This is a genomic window from Streptomyces sp. A 4/2 (assembly GCF_940670765.1).
Taxonomy (GTDB): Bacteria; Actinomycetota; Actinomycetes; order Streptomycetales; family Streptomycetaceae; genus Streptomyces.
Genome location: NZ_CALNVW010000034.1, coordinates 43469 through 57808, shown reverse-complemented (window position 1 = coordinate 57808; position 14340 = coordinate 43469). Strand labels below are relative to the sequence as shown.

The window sequence follows — 14340 nt, the reverse complement described above, 5'->3', positions numbered from 1 at the left end:
GATCCGGTCCTGAATCCGGTCTCATGAACCTTTAAGGGACCCTTACCCCGGCGCATGACAGACTCTGGCCCGATGGACATATCAGGGACGCAGCTCAGAGCGGTTCGCGCGGCGCTTTTCACCGCGCTCGTCGTGACGCTGTCCGCCGGGTCCCATGTCCTGCTCTCGCAGGTCCCGCTGCCGCTGCCCACCGTCGCCGCGCTGACGGCCGCCGTCTTCGCCGTCGCCTTCGCGCTGGCCGGACGGGAGCGTGGCTTCGGGGCGATCGCGGGCGTACTCGTTCCGCTGGAGCTGGCCGCCGACACCGTCTTCACGACGGGCCAGCACGTCTGTTACGGCCCCTCCGGCGGCCCCGTCGCGGGGGCGCTGCGCTCGGTCGGGGTGGACGTGCTGTGCGGCGGCCAGGTCGGGACACCACTGGCCTCCGTGGCGGGTCCGGGGAAGGGCGCGGCGGCACTGCTCGACTCGCCCGCGCCCGCCCTGCCCTGGCTGCTGCTCGCCGCGCATGTGACGGTCGGACTGCTGGCCGCGCTCTGGCTGCGGCGCGGGGAGAGCGCGCTGGCCTCGCTCCTGCGCTCGGTCGGCGCCTTCGCCTTCCGGCCGCTGCTGATCGCGGTCGCGGTCGTCGCTGCGGCGCGCCCCGCCGCACGCTGCGGGGCGCTTCCCGCGCACCGCCCGCGCACTTCCCGCACGCAGCTCCTCGTGCACTCCGTGGGTCTTCGCGGACCTCCGCGCCAGGCGTTCGCCCTCGCCTGAGTACGGCAGTTCCCGGAAGTCCGAGAAGTCCCTACGGAGATATCACCATGAGTGCACGCAACAACCAGGCCAACAAGGCAGCGGCCCGCGACCGGCTGCGCGCCGAGCGCGAGCGTCAGGCGAAGAAGGACAAGACCCGCCGGCAGGTCTTCGTCGCCGGGTCGATCGTCGTCGTCCTGGCGATAGCCGCCGGGGTGGGCTACGGCGTCATGCAGCTGAACAAGCCCTCCCACTGGGAGGCCGCGAAGAGCGACAAGGTCGTCGTCCCGAAGAACGCCACGGGCGAGAACGGCACCACGGTCGTCATCGGCAAGGCGTCCGCCAAGAAGACGCTGGAGATGTACGAGGACCCGCGCTGCCCGATCTGTGCCACGTTCGACCAGACGGTCGGGGCGACGGTGCAGAAGGATGTCGACGCGGGCAAGTACAAGATCCAGTACATCGGTGCGACGTTCCTCGACAACAACGGCGGCGAGGGCTCGAAGAACGGTCTGAGCGCGCTGGGCGCCGCACTCGATGTGAGCCCCACCGCCTTCGAGCACTACAAGACCGCGATGTACTCCGCCAAGTGGCACCCGGAGGAGACGGACGACAAGTTCAAGGACGACGCGTATCTGATCAAGATCGCGCAGACCGTGCCCGAGCTGAAGGACAACAAGGCCTTCCAGAAGGCCGTCAACGACGGTACCTATGACGCGTGGGCGATGAAGATGTCCGCGAAGTTCGACAAGAGCGGGGTCACGGGCACGCCCAGCCTCAAGATGGACGGCAAGAAGCTGACCAGTGAGGGCAGTGACAACGCGCCCAGGACCGTCGCCGACTTCAACACCGTGCTGGACAAGGCGCTGAAGGCCTAGTTCCTGGCGGCTCCAGCGCGGCGTCAGAGCGTTTCGAGGAAGCCGAGCGCGACCTGCCAGGTCCGCTCGGCGGCCTCCTCGTCGTAGTCCGCGAGATCGGGGTCGGTGTAGAGGTGGCCCGCACCCGGGTAGCGGTGCACCTCCACATCGGCCCCGATCTGCCGCATCCGCAGGTACCAGGCGGTCTGCCAGTCGTGCGGCTCGAAGGCGTCGGGGTCCGCGACATGGAGCTGTACGGGCAGGTCGTCCACCGATGCGTTGTCCGCGATGTCCGAAGTGCCGTGGAACAGCAGCAGCCCGCGGGCCTTCTCGTCGGCGAGGGCCAGATTCTGTGCGAGCGAACCGCCCAGCGAGAACCCCGCGTAGACGAGTCCCTGGTCCGAGTAGGGCGCGGCGGCCGTCACGGCGCGCTTGAGCAGCTCCTCCGAGCCGAGCTCCTCCTTGAAGGCCATGCCCTCCTCGACGGTCTCGAAGGTCCGGCCGTCGAAGAGGTCGGGCACCTGCACCTGGTGTCCGGCGGCGCGCAGCCGCTCAGCTGCGGCGTGCACCGCGGGGCGCAGGCCGAACGTCGAATGGAAGAGCAGAATATTCACCCGGCCATGGTGCCAGCTACGGTCGGGGGATGGAGAACGTACTGCGTCCGTTGATCGTCCTCGGCGGCTCGGTCGTGCTCACGCTGTTGGTCGGCGCGCTGGCCGACCGCATGCTCAGGCAGACCGACGCCCGCCACCACGAGACTCCGCTGTGGGGCATGCTGCGCCGGTGCAGAGTGCCGCTGCAGCTCGTCCTGTGCTCCGCCCTGCTGCGCGGGTCCTTCCGGCAGACCGGGGTCGACTGGCTCCAGCGGCACGAGGCAGGGATCGGGCAGGTCCTGACGCTCGTGCTCATCGGGTCCACCGGCTGGCTGGTGCTCCGGATCGCCGCGGCCGTCGTCGAGTCGTCCTACGCCCGCTATGCCGCGTCCACCCACGAAGCGGCCCGGGTCCGCCGGGTCCGCACCCAAGTCACCCTGATCCAGCGGGTGGTGACCGCGATCGTCGGGACGGTGGTCGTCGCGGCGATGCTGCTGACCTTCCCCGCGATGCGCGCCGCGGGCGCCTCGCTGCTCGCCTCCGCCGGTGTCCTCGGTATCGTCGCCGGTGTCGCCGCCCAGTCCACGCTCGGCAATCTCTTCGCGGGGCTGCAGATCGCGTTCGGCGACATGGTCCGGCTCGGGGACACGGTGGTGGTGAACGGCGAGTGGGGCACGATCGAGGAGATCACGCTGACCTTCCTCGCCGTACGCACCTGGGACGAGCGCCGGATCACCATGCCCGTCTCGTACTTCACCAGCCAGCCGTTCGAGAACTGGTCGCGCGGCGGTGCGGAGATGACCGGGTCGGTGTACTTCCACCTCGACCACTCGGCGCCGCTGCCCCTGATGCGCGAGAAGCTGCAGGACATCCTGCACGAGTGCCCCTCGTGGGACGGCCGGAGCTGGTCGCTCGCGGTCACCGACACCACCCCGAGCACCCTCCAGGTCAGGGCCGTGGTGACGGCGAAGGACGCCTCGGACATCTTCACCCTGCGGTGCGCGGTGCGGGAGCAGCTGATCGCCTGGCTGAACGAGCACCACCCGTACGCCCTGCCGCGCGTCGCCACCGGACCCGCGGTGCCCGCGCCGAGGGACGCGTGGGAGGCCGAGCGGGGGGCCGACCTGTCGAAGCCCGGCGGGACGGGGCCACGGACGGACCGGGGCTGACGGCACCGGCCCACGGCGGCTTGCGGAGCGTGCCGCTCAGGCCTCTGGTACCGCTGCGCCGCCCGTACCGGCGAGGAGATCGCCGGTCCCGGTACGCCGGTACACGACGCGCCGCCCGACCCTCGTACCCGCGACCAGGTCCGCGTCGCGCAGGACGGCCAGGTGACCGCCGACGGTACCCAGCGACTGGCCGAACTGTGCGGCGAGTTCGCTGCTGGTCGCGGGACGTTCGAGTGCGTGGAGCAGGGCGGCGCGGCCGGTGCCGATCAGCCGCTCCAGGGCGCGCGGCGGTGCGGGCCGCCCGTCCGTCGCGGCCGAACCCCGGGCCGGGTAGACCAGGGCGTACCGGCCGGGCGGCGCTTCGCACAGCCAGGTGCCGCTGGTCACGCAGACCGGCACGAACAGCATTCCTTCGTCGCCGACGATCTCGTCCGGCCCCGGCTGGTCGCTGAACCGGATCGCGTCGGTACCGACCCAGGCGCTGCGGCGGTTCATGTGCTGGAGGGCGCGCGGCCAGCCGTAGGCGGCCAGCAGTCCGGCGCGGTGGGTGACGTCCCGCTCCAGCAGGGCCCGGCGGCGCGGCCAGTCCGGGACCACATGGGTGGTCCACGCGTACCGGAAGAGGTCGGCCGTGCGGGCTCCCCAGCCGCGCCCGGTCAGCCAGTTGAGGTCGTGCCGCTTCCAGCTGCGGGCCACCGCCGCTTCGAGGTCGGCGCGTACGTCCTCGTCGCGCGTGGCGGTGACCGCCTCCAGTTCTTCGGCGAGGGCGGTGCGCATCCCGCCGGCCGGCGGGCGGGTGACGAACCCGGGCAGGTACTTGGTCGAACCGATCAGCTCGACCAGCCCCCTGGCGAAGGGATCGGCGTCGAGGGCCGCGCCGAACGCGGCATGGTGGCGGGCGTACCAGGGGTCGAGCCACGGGTCGGAACAGGGCTTGGTCAGCACGCTCATCGAGCCCAGGGTCTCGGCGATCGGCGACAGCGCGAACCGGGACTGTGACAGGGCCATCGAACTCAACCGCAGCAACACCATCTTTCGCCTCCTGCCGAAACGTTAGCGTGCCCGGCAGCGGCCGAGCAGACTCCGGCCGGTGCACTCCTCCCTCTTCCAACAAGCAGAATTCCGCTGGTTCTTCGCCGGACGCCTGGTGTCGTTGCTCGGCAGTTCGATGGCTCCGGTCGCGCTGGCGTTCGCGGTACTGGACGCCTCGGGCAACGGGCACGACCTCGGTATCGTCCTCGCCGCCCACATGCTGCCGCTACTGGCGCTCCTGCTGGTGGGCGGGGCCGTCGCCGACCGGTTCCCGCGCCGGACCGTGCTGATCGCCGCACATCTGGGTTCGGCGCTCACCCAGGGCGGCGTCGCGGCGCTCCTGCTGACCGGGCACTACGCGCTGGCGCCGGTGGCGGTACTGGAGTTCCTCAACGGCGTACTCGGCGCCTTCACCACTCCGGCCCTGCGCGGGGTCGTGCCCCAGCTCGTCGACAAGACCCTGCTCCAGCAGGCGAATTCGCTGCTCGGTTCGGCGCGCAACGCCACGAAGATCCTCGGGCCGAGCCTGTCGGGCGTGCTCGTCGTGGTGGCCGGCAGTGGACCCGCCATCGCCTTCGACGCGTTCACCTATCTGCTCGCGGCCGGTCTCCTCGCGCGGCTCACCCTCGCCGACCGCACAGACACGGACACGGACACGGCCACGGCCACGGCCCGGCGGACCACGGTCCTGCGCGACATCCGTGAGGGGTGGACCGAGTTCCGCGCACTCCCCTGGGTCTGGATCGGCACCCTGTCCTTCTGCCTGATGAACCTGGTCCAGACGGGCAGCTGGCAGATCCTGGGCCCCCAGCTCACCCGGCAGCTCAGTGGCGAGGCGACCTGGGGATTCGTACTCAGCGCCCGCGGGGTCGGCCTGTTGGCGGCGAGCCTGCTGATGTACCGGCTGGTGGTCAGGCACCTGCTGCGGCTGGGGCAGCTGACGAGCGCGCTGGCCGCGCTGCCACTGCTGGTGCTCGGCGCGCACCTGGACGCGCCGTGGCTGATCGCGGGCGCGTTCGTGGCGGGGCTGGGCTCCTCCGTCACCGCTGTCAGCTGGGACACCTCCCTGCAGGAGCACGTTCCCGCACAGGTGCTGTCGCGGGTCGCCTCCTACGACGACCTGCTGTCCTACCTCGCGGTCCCGGTCGGCCAGTTGTCCGTCGGCCCGCTGGCCCAGGCGTTCGGCGGCTTCCGGGTGGTCGCGGTCGCCGGTGTGCTGTCCGCCGCCGCGGCCGTGCTCCCGCTGGCCTCCACCGCCGTGCGCCGACTGCCCCGCGCCCGGCCCGACCGCGCCGAACCGGCCGCGCCCGCAACGGTTCCCGGCACGACGTGACCGGCCCACGCACGTGAACAGTCCACACGCGTGACGACAGCACACACCCCGACCGCACCCGACCGGCTACCGCAGGCTCCGCACGTCCAGATGTCTCAGCACCCGGTCCACGATCTCCGGGTCCGCGCCGGGCTCGCTACGGGCGGACAGCACCTCGTGGCGGGCGGCCGACATCATCTCCCGCTGGATCCGCTGCACGGTCTTCATCCGCTCGGCTCGCTGCAGATACGCGGCGTGCCGCTCCTCGTCGACCATGTCGGGGCTGATCCGGGCACCGATCTCGAACGCGCCGCGCGCCATCCGTTCGGCGAGGTCCTCGGGCAGTTCCTCGACCTCCTGGATCTCCTTGAGCCGGTGTCTGGCGGCCTTGGCCGCCCGGATCGCCAGGGTCCGTTCCAGCTCGCGCTCGGCGTTCGTGTCCGACCGGACCCCGAGCTTCTGCACCAGCCAGGGCAGCGTCAGCCCCTGGCAGACCAGGGTGGCCATGACCACGGCGAAGGCGATGAAGACCACCTCGCTGCGCCCCGGGAAGGGCTCCCCGTTGTCCTTCGTCAGCGGGATGGCGAGCGCCAGGGCGACGGAGGCCACCCCGCGCATGCCCGCCCACCACATGACGACGGTCTCACGCCAACTGGTGGGGATCTCCTCGTCGTAGTCCCGCATGGAGTGCAGCCGCTTCGCCAGCCAGGTGGCGGGCAGCAGCCACACCAGCCGTACGGCGAGGACCACCCCGACGATCGCCGCACCCCAGCCGAACATCTGCCCCACATGACCGCTGGCCGTGCCGAACACGACGTGCAGTTCGAGTCCGATGAGCCCGAACGTCACCCCGGTCACCAGGGTGTCGACGATCTCCCAGAAGGCGTTCCCCTCCAGACGGCCGCGTACGTCGTCGGCGTCGGCGGTGTGCTCGGCGAGGAAGAGCGCGGACGTCAGCACCGCGAGCACCCCGGACCCCAGCAGCTCTTCGGCCAGGACATAGCTGAGGAAGGGCACCAGCAGCGTCAGCCCGATCTGCAGGGTGGTGTCCCCCAGCAGCCCCATGAGCTTGTTGGTGAGCCAGCCGAGCGCGAGACCCACCACCACCGCCACGACCGCGGAGAGCACCAACTGCCCTGCGGCGACCGGCCAGGAGAACGTCCCGGTGAGGGCCGCCGCGATCGCCACGTGGTAGAGGACGATCGCCGTCACGTCGTTGAACAGCCCCTCGCCCTCCAGGATCGAGACCAGTCGCCGCGGCAGCCCGAGCGCGCCCGCGACCGCGGTGGCCGCCACCGGGTCGGGCGGCGCCACCAGCGCGCCCAGCGCGACGGCGGCGGCGATCGGCAGACCGGGCACGATCGCACTCGCGACGGCGGCCACCGCGGCTGTCGTCACGAACACCAGTGCCACGGCGAGCAGCAGGATCGGCCGGAAGTTCGCGGTGAACTGCCGCCAGGACGTGCGCTGTACGGCCGCGTACAGCAACGGTGGCAGCACCAGCGGCAGGATGAGACCGGAGGGGATGTCGACATTCGGTACGAACGGGAGCAGCGCCAGACAGACCCCGCCGAGCGTCATCAGCACGGGGGCGGGCAGCCCGAGCCGCTCCCCGATCGGCACCGAGACCACCGCCCCGATCAACAACGCGAGCAGCAGTGCCAATTGGTCCACAGGGGTGCCCTCCGGGCTGTCCAAGACCGACCGGCACATGGGGGGGCGGTCGGTCGAAACCTTGACGATCAATGACTCAAGCGTGCCATGCAATTGGCGTGTATCGACTCAATAGCCCCACGCTATCGGGCTTCCCTTTTCCCTCGATGACCTTTTCATCCGATGTTTGTGGTGCGCGAGGTCTTCCCGTCCGCTCCGAGCGAGGGCACTATGCGGGGTGCATGGATTCAGGGACGAGAACTGTCGACACATACCTGACTGGAGTTCATATGCCCTCCGCGCACCAACCGCCGTCCAGGAGAAGGGTTCTGGGCACCGCAGCGGCCGGCGCGGGCGCGCTGTTGACCCTGGGCGCCGCCCCGCACGCGTACGCCTCCACCGCACCGACGCACCACCGGGGCAGACGACTGCCCTTCCTGCTCGACATGGTTCAGGCCAACCCGGGCGAGCCGATGACCGAGTCCCGCTACACCGACCCGCGCACGCTCGCCGCGTACGACTACGACGGCCAGGTCATCAACGAGTTCCGGCCGCCGCACACCGGCGTCACCTTCGACACCGTCGACGATCGGATCTTTCCGGCGGGTTCGGACGCCCGCGCCTGGGTGGAGGAGAACGCCCGGGGCATCGACGCACACATCAGCCGCGCGCACGCGGCCGGCATCGACTCGTACTTCTTCACCGACATCATCGTGCTGCCCGAGCGGCTGGTGGAGCTGTACGGCGACGAGGTGCTCGACGACCAGGGCCGGATCAGTCTGCACCGCCCGCGCACCCTGGAGATCCACCGGCTGATGCTCCGTGAGGTCTTCGCCCGCTTCCCCGGGATCGACGGCCTGGTGATCCGCACCGGCGAGACGTATCTGCAGAACGTGCCGTTCCACACCGGCAACAACCCGATCACCGAGGGGCAGGCCAGCCACCTCCTGCTGATCGACCTGTTGCGTGAGGAGGTGTGCGTACGCGCCGGGAAGCGGCTCTTCTACCGCACCTGGTCCACCGGCGGCGACCCGCTCACCAACGACCCGGACTACTACCGCACCGTCACCGGCGCCGTCGAGCCGCACCAGAACCTGCTCTTCTCGGTCAAGCACACGGCCACCGACTTCTGGCGGACCGTCGCCTTCAACCCGACGCTCGGCGTCGGGACGCACCGGCAGATCGTCGAGGTGGAGTGCGCCCGCGAGTACGAGGCGAAGGGCGCCTGCCCGGACTACATCGGTGACGGAGTGATCAACGGCTTCGAGGAGTACGCGGGACGGCCGGGCCCCCAGGGGCTCGCGGCCCTCGCCGAGAACCCGCTGCTCGCCGGTGTGTGGACCTGGTCGCGCGGCGGCGGCTGGCGCGGCCCGTACATCTCCAACGAGCTGTGGTGCGACCTCAACATGTGGGTCATGGCCCGCTGGACACGGAACACCGGCCTCGGCGAGGCGGGCGCCTTCCGCGCGTACGCCCACCGCGCCGGGCTCTCCGGCAACGCCGTCGAGCGCTTCCACCGGCTGGCGCTGCTCTCGGCGGCGGGCACCCTGCGCGGCCACTACAGCGCGCTCGTCCCGACCCCGGTCACGAGGACGACCTGGACCCGCGACCAGTTCCTCGGCGGCTCCGACAAGGATCTGGCGGGCGACTACCGGGCGATCGTCGCCGCGGGCCGGGTCGAGGAGGTACTGGCCGAGAAGGAACAGGCGGCCCGTATCTGGCAGGAGATCGGCGCGCTCTCCGACCGGCTGCCGCTGCGCGACCACGACGACCGCGACTACCTGCGCGTCTCGTCCCGCTACGGCCTGCACCTCTACTCGGTCATCCACCACGGCTGGCAGGTGATGCTGCGCGGTTACGCGGGCGAGCGGAGCAGCCTGATGGCCCGGCACCTGCGGGCGTACGACGACGCCTGGACCTCCTGGCAGCGGCTCGCGACGAGCCGGCCGTCCTGCGCCACGCTCTACCAGCCCCTGGGCTTCGGCCAGAAGGATGCCGACGGGGTGTACGACGCGGACCCCGACCACGGGATGGGCCCGTCCGTCGATGCCTGCCGCAAGCTGCTCGCCGCATGAAGCGCCGCACGCGGAACGCCCTCCCGGCACCTCCCACGACCGGCACCTCCCACGACCGGCGCCACTCACGACCGGCACCTCCCACGACCGGCGCCGCTCACGACCAGCGCCACTCACGACCCGCGCCACCGACCGCCCGGCCCCATCTGGAACAGGAGCTACCAAGGTGACTGAATTCTCCCGGAGACGTTTCGTCGGTACGGCGGCCGGCACCAGCGCCGCGCTCTGGCTGGCGGGTTCCCGTACCGCCTGGGCGGCCCCCGCCCGGGGCAGCGGGCACGGAGCCGACGCGTACGAGGAGTCGGTCCGCGCCGCGGCCATGAAGTGGCGGCGGCTTCCGACGGGCTGGCAGGACGCCCCGTTCCTCGCCAACGGCTACTTCGGCGCCCAGCTCTACCGGGGTGCGACGGCGAACACCCTGAAGGTGATGCTCAGCCACTCCGAGGTCCAGGACCAGCGCGGCCAGTGGCGCGGCGGGACGGGGTACTCGCGGCTGCCCATCGGGTACTTCACGCTCACCCTGGCCGGGGAGATCACCGCGGTCGACTGGACGCTCGACCCCTACGACGCGGAACTGCACGGCACCCTCACCACCACCCGCGGCTCCCTCGCCTTCTCCGCGCTCGTCCAGAACGACACGGGCGCCCTGCTGATCTCGACCCGGCCGAGCGCGGGCGAGGAGGCCGCCGCCTGGAGCTTCCAGTGGCTGCAGGCGTCCTCCACCCGCACCAGCGGCAAGCCCGACGACTACACCCCCAACCCGGACCCCCGGGTCGGTGACGGCTTCGTGGAGCAGCCGCTGCTCGCGGGCGGCGGCTGGACCACCGCCTGGCGTGAGCAACGCGAGGGAACCGGGAGACTGTTGGCCGCGCACCTGGTGTACCGCTTCCCCGGGGACATGTCGCGGGCGACCGCGGACGCCGTACGGGCGGTGGACCGGACCCTCGCCACCGGGCCCGACCGGCTGATCGCCCGGCACCGCGCGTGGTGGCACGCGTACTACCGGCGCAGTTTCCTCTCCGTACCGGACAAGCGGCTCCAGTCCTTCTACGTCATCCAGCTCTACAAGCTGGCGTCGTCGACCCGCGCCGAAGGTCCGACGATCTCCGAGTGGGGGCCGTGGTTCCCCGAGGTCGGCAACAACTGGACCGCGGTGTGGTGGAACCTCAACGTGCAGATCGGCATGGCCCCGATCCACGGCACCAACCATCCCGAGCTGGACTCGGTGACGAACGCCTTCCGGCGTTTCGAGAAGAACCTCCCGATGTCCGTCCCCGCCGCCTACCGCGACGGCCGGAGCTACGCGCTGGGCCACCCCTCCGACTGGCAGCTGCGCGCGGGCGACACCTACGACGTCGGGGCGCCGGGCTCGGACCACATCTCCGACAACTTCGGCAATCTCACCTGGGCGCTGCACAACGTCTGGCAGTCGTACCGTCATTCGATGGATCTGCGGATCCTGCGCGACGTCGTGTACCCGATCCTCGCGAAGGCGATCAACTTCTACGCCCACTTCCTCCACGAGGGAGGCGACGGCAAGCTGCACCTGCTGACCACCCGCTCCCCCGAGTACGCGAACGCCGCCGACTGCACGTACGACCTCTCACTGATCCGCTGGGGCGCCCGGACCCTCCTCGACTCCGCCCGGCTGCTGCGCGTCGACGACCCGCGGGCCGGGCAGTGGCGGGACATCGTGGCGCGGCTGACCCCGTACGCCGAGGACCCGGTGGACGGAGTCATGATCGGCAAGGACGTCCCGCTGGCGGACTCGCACCGCCACCACTCGCACCTGCTCTGGATCTACCCGCTGCGCGAGCGGAACTGGGACCGGCCGGAGGACCGCGAGGTGATGCGCCGGTCCATGAACCACTGGTCCGGCATGCAGAGCGCCTGGCACGGCTACAGCTACGCCAACCTGTCGTCCATGTACTCGGTGACGGGCGAACCGGAGAAGGCCCTCGACCAGCTGACCTACTTCTTCACCGACCGGAACGTCGTCGCGGACTGCGAACTGACGGCCAACACGATGTACCGCGAGGGCAGCAACCTCGCGCTCGAAACCCCGCTGGCCGCCGTCCAGTCGATGCTGGACATGGCGGTGCAGGGCAATGACGGTGTGCTGAAGGTCTTCCCTTCGGTGTCCGACCGTTGGGCGGACGCGTCGATCGCCTCGCTGCGCACCCAGGGCGCGTTCCTCGTCGACGCGGACCGGTCGGCCGGTGCCACCCGGTGGATACGGATCCGGAGCGAGGCGGGCGAGCCGCTGACCCTGGAGCACGGGATCGCGGGCGCGGTGGACGTACGGAACGAGCACGGCCGCGCGCTGTCCTGGCGGGAGAGCGGGCCGGGCCGGATCTCCGTACGCCTGGAGCGCGGCGCGACCGCCGTGATCACACCCCGCGGGAAGCAGGCGGGGCGCGGCCCCCGGGACGTACCGGCGAACGGTACGGCAGTTCCGTGGGGGCTTCCGCTCTGAGCGAGGTGATGTGACGGAGGGTCAGGGGGCGGCCAGGGCGTAACTGGTCGCCACCTTCGCGCCGTTGAGGTACGCGGTGGCCGCACCCTTGACTCCGTCGGAGCGGTAGACGCCCCACTTGTCGGTGACCCAGTCGCCGCGCAGCGTCGCACCTCTGAAGGCCGAACCGCCGTTCACCTTCTGCTGCTTGCCGTCGTACCAGAACCGCACCGCACCCTTGGAAGGTGACGCGGAGACCGTGATCCCGACGACGAACGAGTGCCACTGGCCGGTCCGCAGCGGGGCGTGCCAGAGCTGAGTGGTCTTCAGGTCCGGGTCGCAGTACTCCAGATCGACGGTGCCGTCGCCCCGTGCCCGCAGTGAGAGGGGCGGGGTGGCGGCGCCGGTTCCGTAGTCCTTGAGCTGCCAGAGCACGACCCAGTCGGCGGGGGTGGTGGGCAGTGGCCCCCACATCGACCGCCAGCCCACGTACACGGTGTCGCCCTCGGTGAAGCGCAGCGCCTTCCCGTCGGGGGTCCGGTGGCCGCGGGTCTCGACCCGGACGCGGTCGGTGTCGGAGATCTTCTGCCCGGAGGTGGTGAGGCGGTAGGTACTGCCGTACCTGCCCCGGGGATCGGCGACGACGGAGACCGCGCCCGGCTTGGTCTCGGTGCCCTCGAAGACGGTGGTCCCCCTGGCCGGGTCGGCCCGCCAGAGCGGGGCCGCGGTGTGCGGGGTCCGGGCGGCGAAAGCGGTCGGCGTCTCCTGCCCGGCGGATGCGTGCCACATTCCGGCGAGCGTGAGCGCGGCGGCTGCGGCGACGGCGGAGACCATGGCCATGACAGGGCGGTTCCTGCGGTGCTTCATGCCGAACTCCGTGAGGGAAGGACGGTGGCGGTGCGGAAAAAGCTAGAGGGGTTCCCTGCAGGCCGTCAATACCAACAGGAAACTTTCCTAACCGTCCGTGTCCGTCAGCACGCCCCGCCCGCCCTCCGAGGAGCGCGGAGGGGCGTTCAGATCGCCCGGCGCATCGCCCGGTGCTCGATGTCCGCGTCCAGGAATTCGGGGCCGTACGCCTCGTACCCGAGCCGTTCGTAGAACCCCAGCGCGTGGGTCTGCGCATGCAGATCGACCGCGCTCAGGCCGCGGTCGCGCGCCGTGTCCTCGATGGCCCGCACCAGCGCGGCGCCGACCCCCCTGCCGCGCGCCACGGGGGTCACGGCCAGCCGCCCGAGGGAGCCCACCGCTTCGCCCGAAGCGGGATCCGGCAGCAGCAACCGGCCGGTGCCCAGCGGTCCTTCCGCGTCAACGGCCAGCACATGCACCGCCGTCGCGTCGTGCGCGTCGTACTCGATCGCGGCAGACACACCCTGCTCCACGACGAAGACTCCGTTGCGGACCGCGAAGCACGCTTCCAGTTCGTCCGGGGTGCCGACGACCCGCACCTCGTACCCGCGGGTCATCGTTACTCGCTCTCCGCCCGGATCGCGTCCAGCGCGTGCTGCAGATCCGCCGGGTACGCGCTCTCGAACTCGACCCACCGGCCGTCGGACGGGTGCTCGAAGCCCAGCCGCATCGCGTGCAGCCACTGCCGGGTCAGGCCGAGCCGCTTCGCCATCGTCGGGTCGGCACCGTAGGTCAGGTCGCCCACGCAGGGGTGCCGGTGGGCGGACATGTGCACCCGGATCTGGTGCGTACGCCCGGTCTCCAGCTTGATGTCCAGCAGCGAGGCCGCACGGAACGCCTCGATCAGGTCGTAGTGCGTGACGGACGGCTTGCCCTCGGCCGTCACGGCCCACTTGTAGTCGTGCTGCGGGTGACGCCCGATGGGGGCGTCGATCGTCCCGCTCATCGGGTCGGGGTGGCCCTGCACCAGCGCGTGGTAACGCTTGTCGACCGTGCGCTCACGGAACTGCTGCTTGAGCAGGGTGTACGCCCGCTCCGACTTGGCGACGACCATCAGCCCGGACGTACCGACGTCCAGCCGGTGCACGATGCCCTGGCGCTCGGCGGCACCCGAGGTGGAGATCCGGTACCCGGCGGCGGCGAGGCCACCGATGACGGTCGTCCCGGTCCAGCCGGGGCTCGGGTGGGCCGCGACGCCGACGGGCTTCACGATCACCACGATGTCGTCGTCGTCATGGACGATCTCCATGCCCTCGACGGGCTCGGCGACGATCTGCACCGGAGCGGCGGCCTGCGGCATCTCGACCTCCAGCCACGCACCGCCCCGGACCCGATCGGACTTCCCGACCACTGACCCGTCGACCTGCACCTTTCCCGCAGCGGCGAGGTCGGCCGCCTTGGTACGGGAAAACCCGAACATACGGGAGATGGCGGCGTCTACGCGCTCGCCCTCAAGGCCATCGGGAACGGGCAGGGTGCGGATCTCGGGAACTGTACTCACTCGTCGAGTATGCCTTGCCCGGAGGAGCCGCCGGTCCGGCGGAGGGTCCGGG

Annotated in this window: 12 protein-coding genes; 6 read left to right on the top strand and 6 right to left on the bottom strand. The window is 70.8% G+C overall.

Translation table 11 applies throughout. The features are described from left to right. Nucleotides 1–72 precede the first annotated feature (72 nt). On the top strand, nucleotides 73–756 hold the full coding sequence (locus tag NBY69_RS24965; RefSeq protein ID WP_250303724.1) for a hypothetical protein: 684 nt from the start codon (nucleotides 73–75) through the stop codon (nucleotides 754–756). A 47-nt stretch (nucleotides 757–803) separates the two neighbouring features. After that, entirely contained in the window at nucleotides 804–1613 is an 810-nt protein-coding gene (locus NBY69_RS24960; RefSeq protein ID WP_250303723.1) for a DsbA family protein, read from the top strand. A gap of 23 nt (nucleotides 1614–1636) precedes the next feature. Here NBY69_RS24960 and NBY69_RS24955 read toward each other — a convergent pair whose 3' ends face one another. After that, nucleotides 1637–2206 (bottom strand): dienelactone hydrolase family protein, encoded by a 570-nt coding sequence (locus NBY69_RS24955; RefSeq protein ID WP_250303722.1) that lies wholly within the window; start codon nucleotides 2204–2206, stop codon nucleotides 1637–1639. Nucleotides 2207–2235: 29 nt separating this feature from the next. Here NBY69_RS24955 and NBY69_RS24950 point away from each other — a divergent pair, with 29 nt between their 5' ends. Further along, nucleotides 2236–3354, top strand: coding sequence for a mechanosensitive ion channel family protein (locus NBY69_RS24950; RefSeq protein ID WP_250303721.1), 1119 nt, complete (start codon nucleotides 2236–2238; stop codon nucleotides 3352–3354). Nucleotides 3355–3390: 36 nt separating this feature from the next. On the opposite strand, the gene NBY69_RS24945 is transcribed toward NBY69_RS24950, so the two are convergent. Further along, nucleotides 3391–4386, bottom strand: coding sequence for a helix-turn-helix transcriptional regulator (locus NBY69_RS24945; protein ID WP_250303720.1), 996 nt, complete (start codon nucleotides 4384–4386; stop codon nucleotides 3391–3393). Between the two features lie 58 nt (nucleotides 4387–4444). Here NBY69_RS24945 and NBY69_RS24940 point away from each other — a divergent pair, with 58 nt between their 5' ends. Further along, nucleotides 4445–5719: an MFS transporter gene (locus tag NBY69_RS24940; RefSeq protein ID WP_250303719.1), complete on the top strand. Its 1275-nt coding sequence runs from the start codon at nucleotides 4445–4447 to the stop codon at nucleotides 5717–5719. 66 nt (nucleotides 5720–5785) lie between these two features. On the opposite strand, the gene NBY69_RS24935 is transcribed toward NBY69_RS24940, so the two are convergent. Continuing rightward, entirely contained in the window at nucleotides 5786–7372 is a 1587-nt protein-coding gene (locus NBY69_RS24935) for a Na+/H+ antiporter (protein ID WP_250303718.1), read from the bottom strand. Nucleotides 7373–7641: 269 nt separating this feature from the next. Between NBY69_RS24935 and NBY69_RS24930 the strand changes: the two genes are divergently transcribed. After that, complete coding sequence (locus NBY69_RS24930; RefSeq protein ID WP_250303717.1) at nucleotides 7642–9426, top strand: hypothetical protein; 1785 nt, start codon at nucleotides 7642–7644, stop codon at nucleotides 9424–9426. A 166-nt stretch (nucleotides 9427–9592) separates the two neighbouring features. Next, nucleotides 9593–11902 (top strand): glycosyl hydrolase family 95 catalytic domain-containing protein, encoded by a 2310-nt coding sequence (locus NBY69_RS24925; RefSeq protein WP_308409501.1) that lies wholly within the window; start codon nucleotides 9593–9595, stop codon nucleotides 11900–11902. Nucleotides 11903–11923: 21 nt separating this feature from the next. On the opposite strand, the gene NBY69_RS24920 is transcribed toward NBY69_RS24925, so the two are convergent. The 3 genes from NBY69_RS24920 to NBY69_RS24910 all read right to left on the bottom strand — a co-directional run bounded on the left by NBY69_RS24920 (nucleotide 11924) and on the right by NBY69_RS24910 (nucleotide 14288). Then, nucleotides 11924–12748 (bottom strand): heparin lyase I family protein, encoded by an 825-nt coding sequence (locus tag NBY69_RS24920; protein ID WP_250303716.1) that lies wholly within the window; start codon nucleotides 12746–12748, stop codon nucleotides 11924–11926. Between the two features lie 146 nt (nucleotides 12749–12894). Beyond that, complete coding sequence (locus NBY69_RS24915; protein WP_250303715.1) at nucleotides 12895–13344, bottom strand: GNAT family N-acetyltransferase; 450 nt, start codon at nucleotides 13342–13344, stop codon at nucleotides 12895–12897. Nucleotides 13345–13346: 2 nt separating this feature from the next. Next, a complete protein-coding gene (locus NBY69_RS24910; RefSeq protein WP_250303714.1) occupies nucleotides 13347–14288 on the bottom strand; it encodes an RluA family pseudouridine synthase in 942 nt (313 codons plus the stop codon). Nucleotides 14289–14340 lie beyond the last annotated feature (52 nt).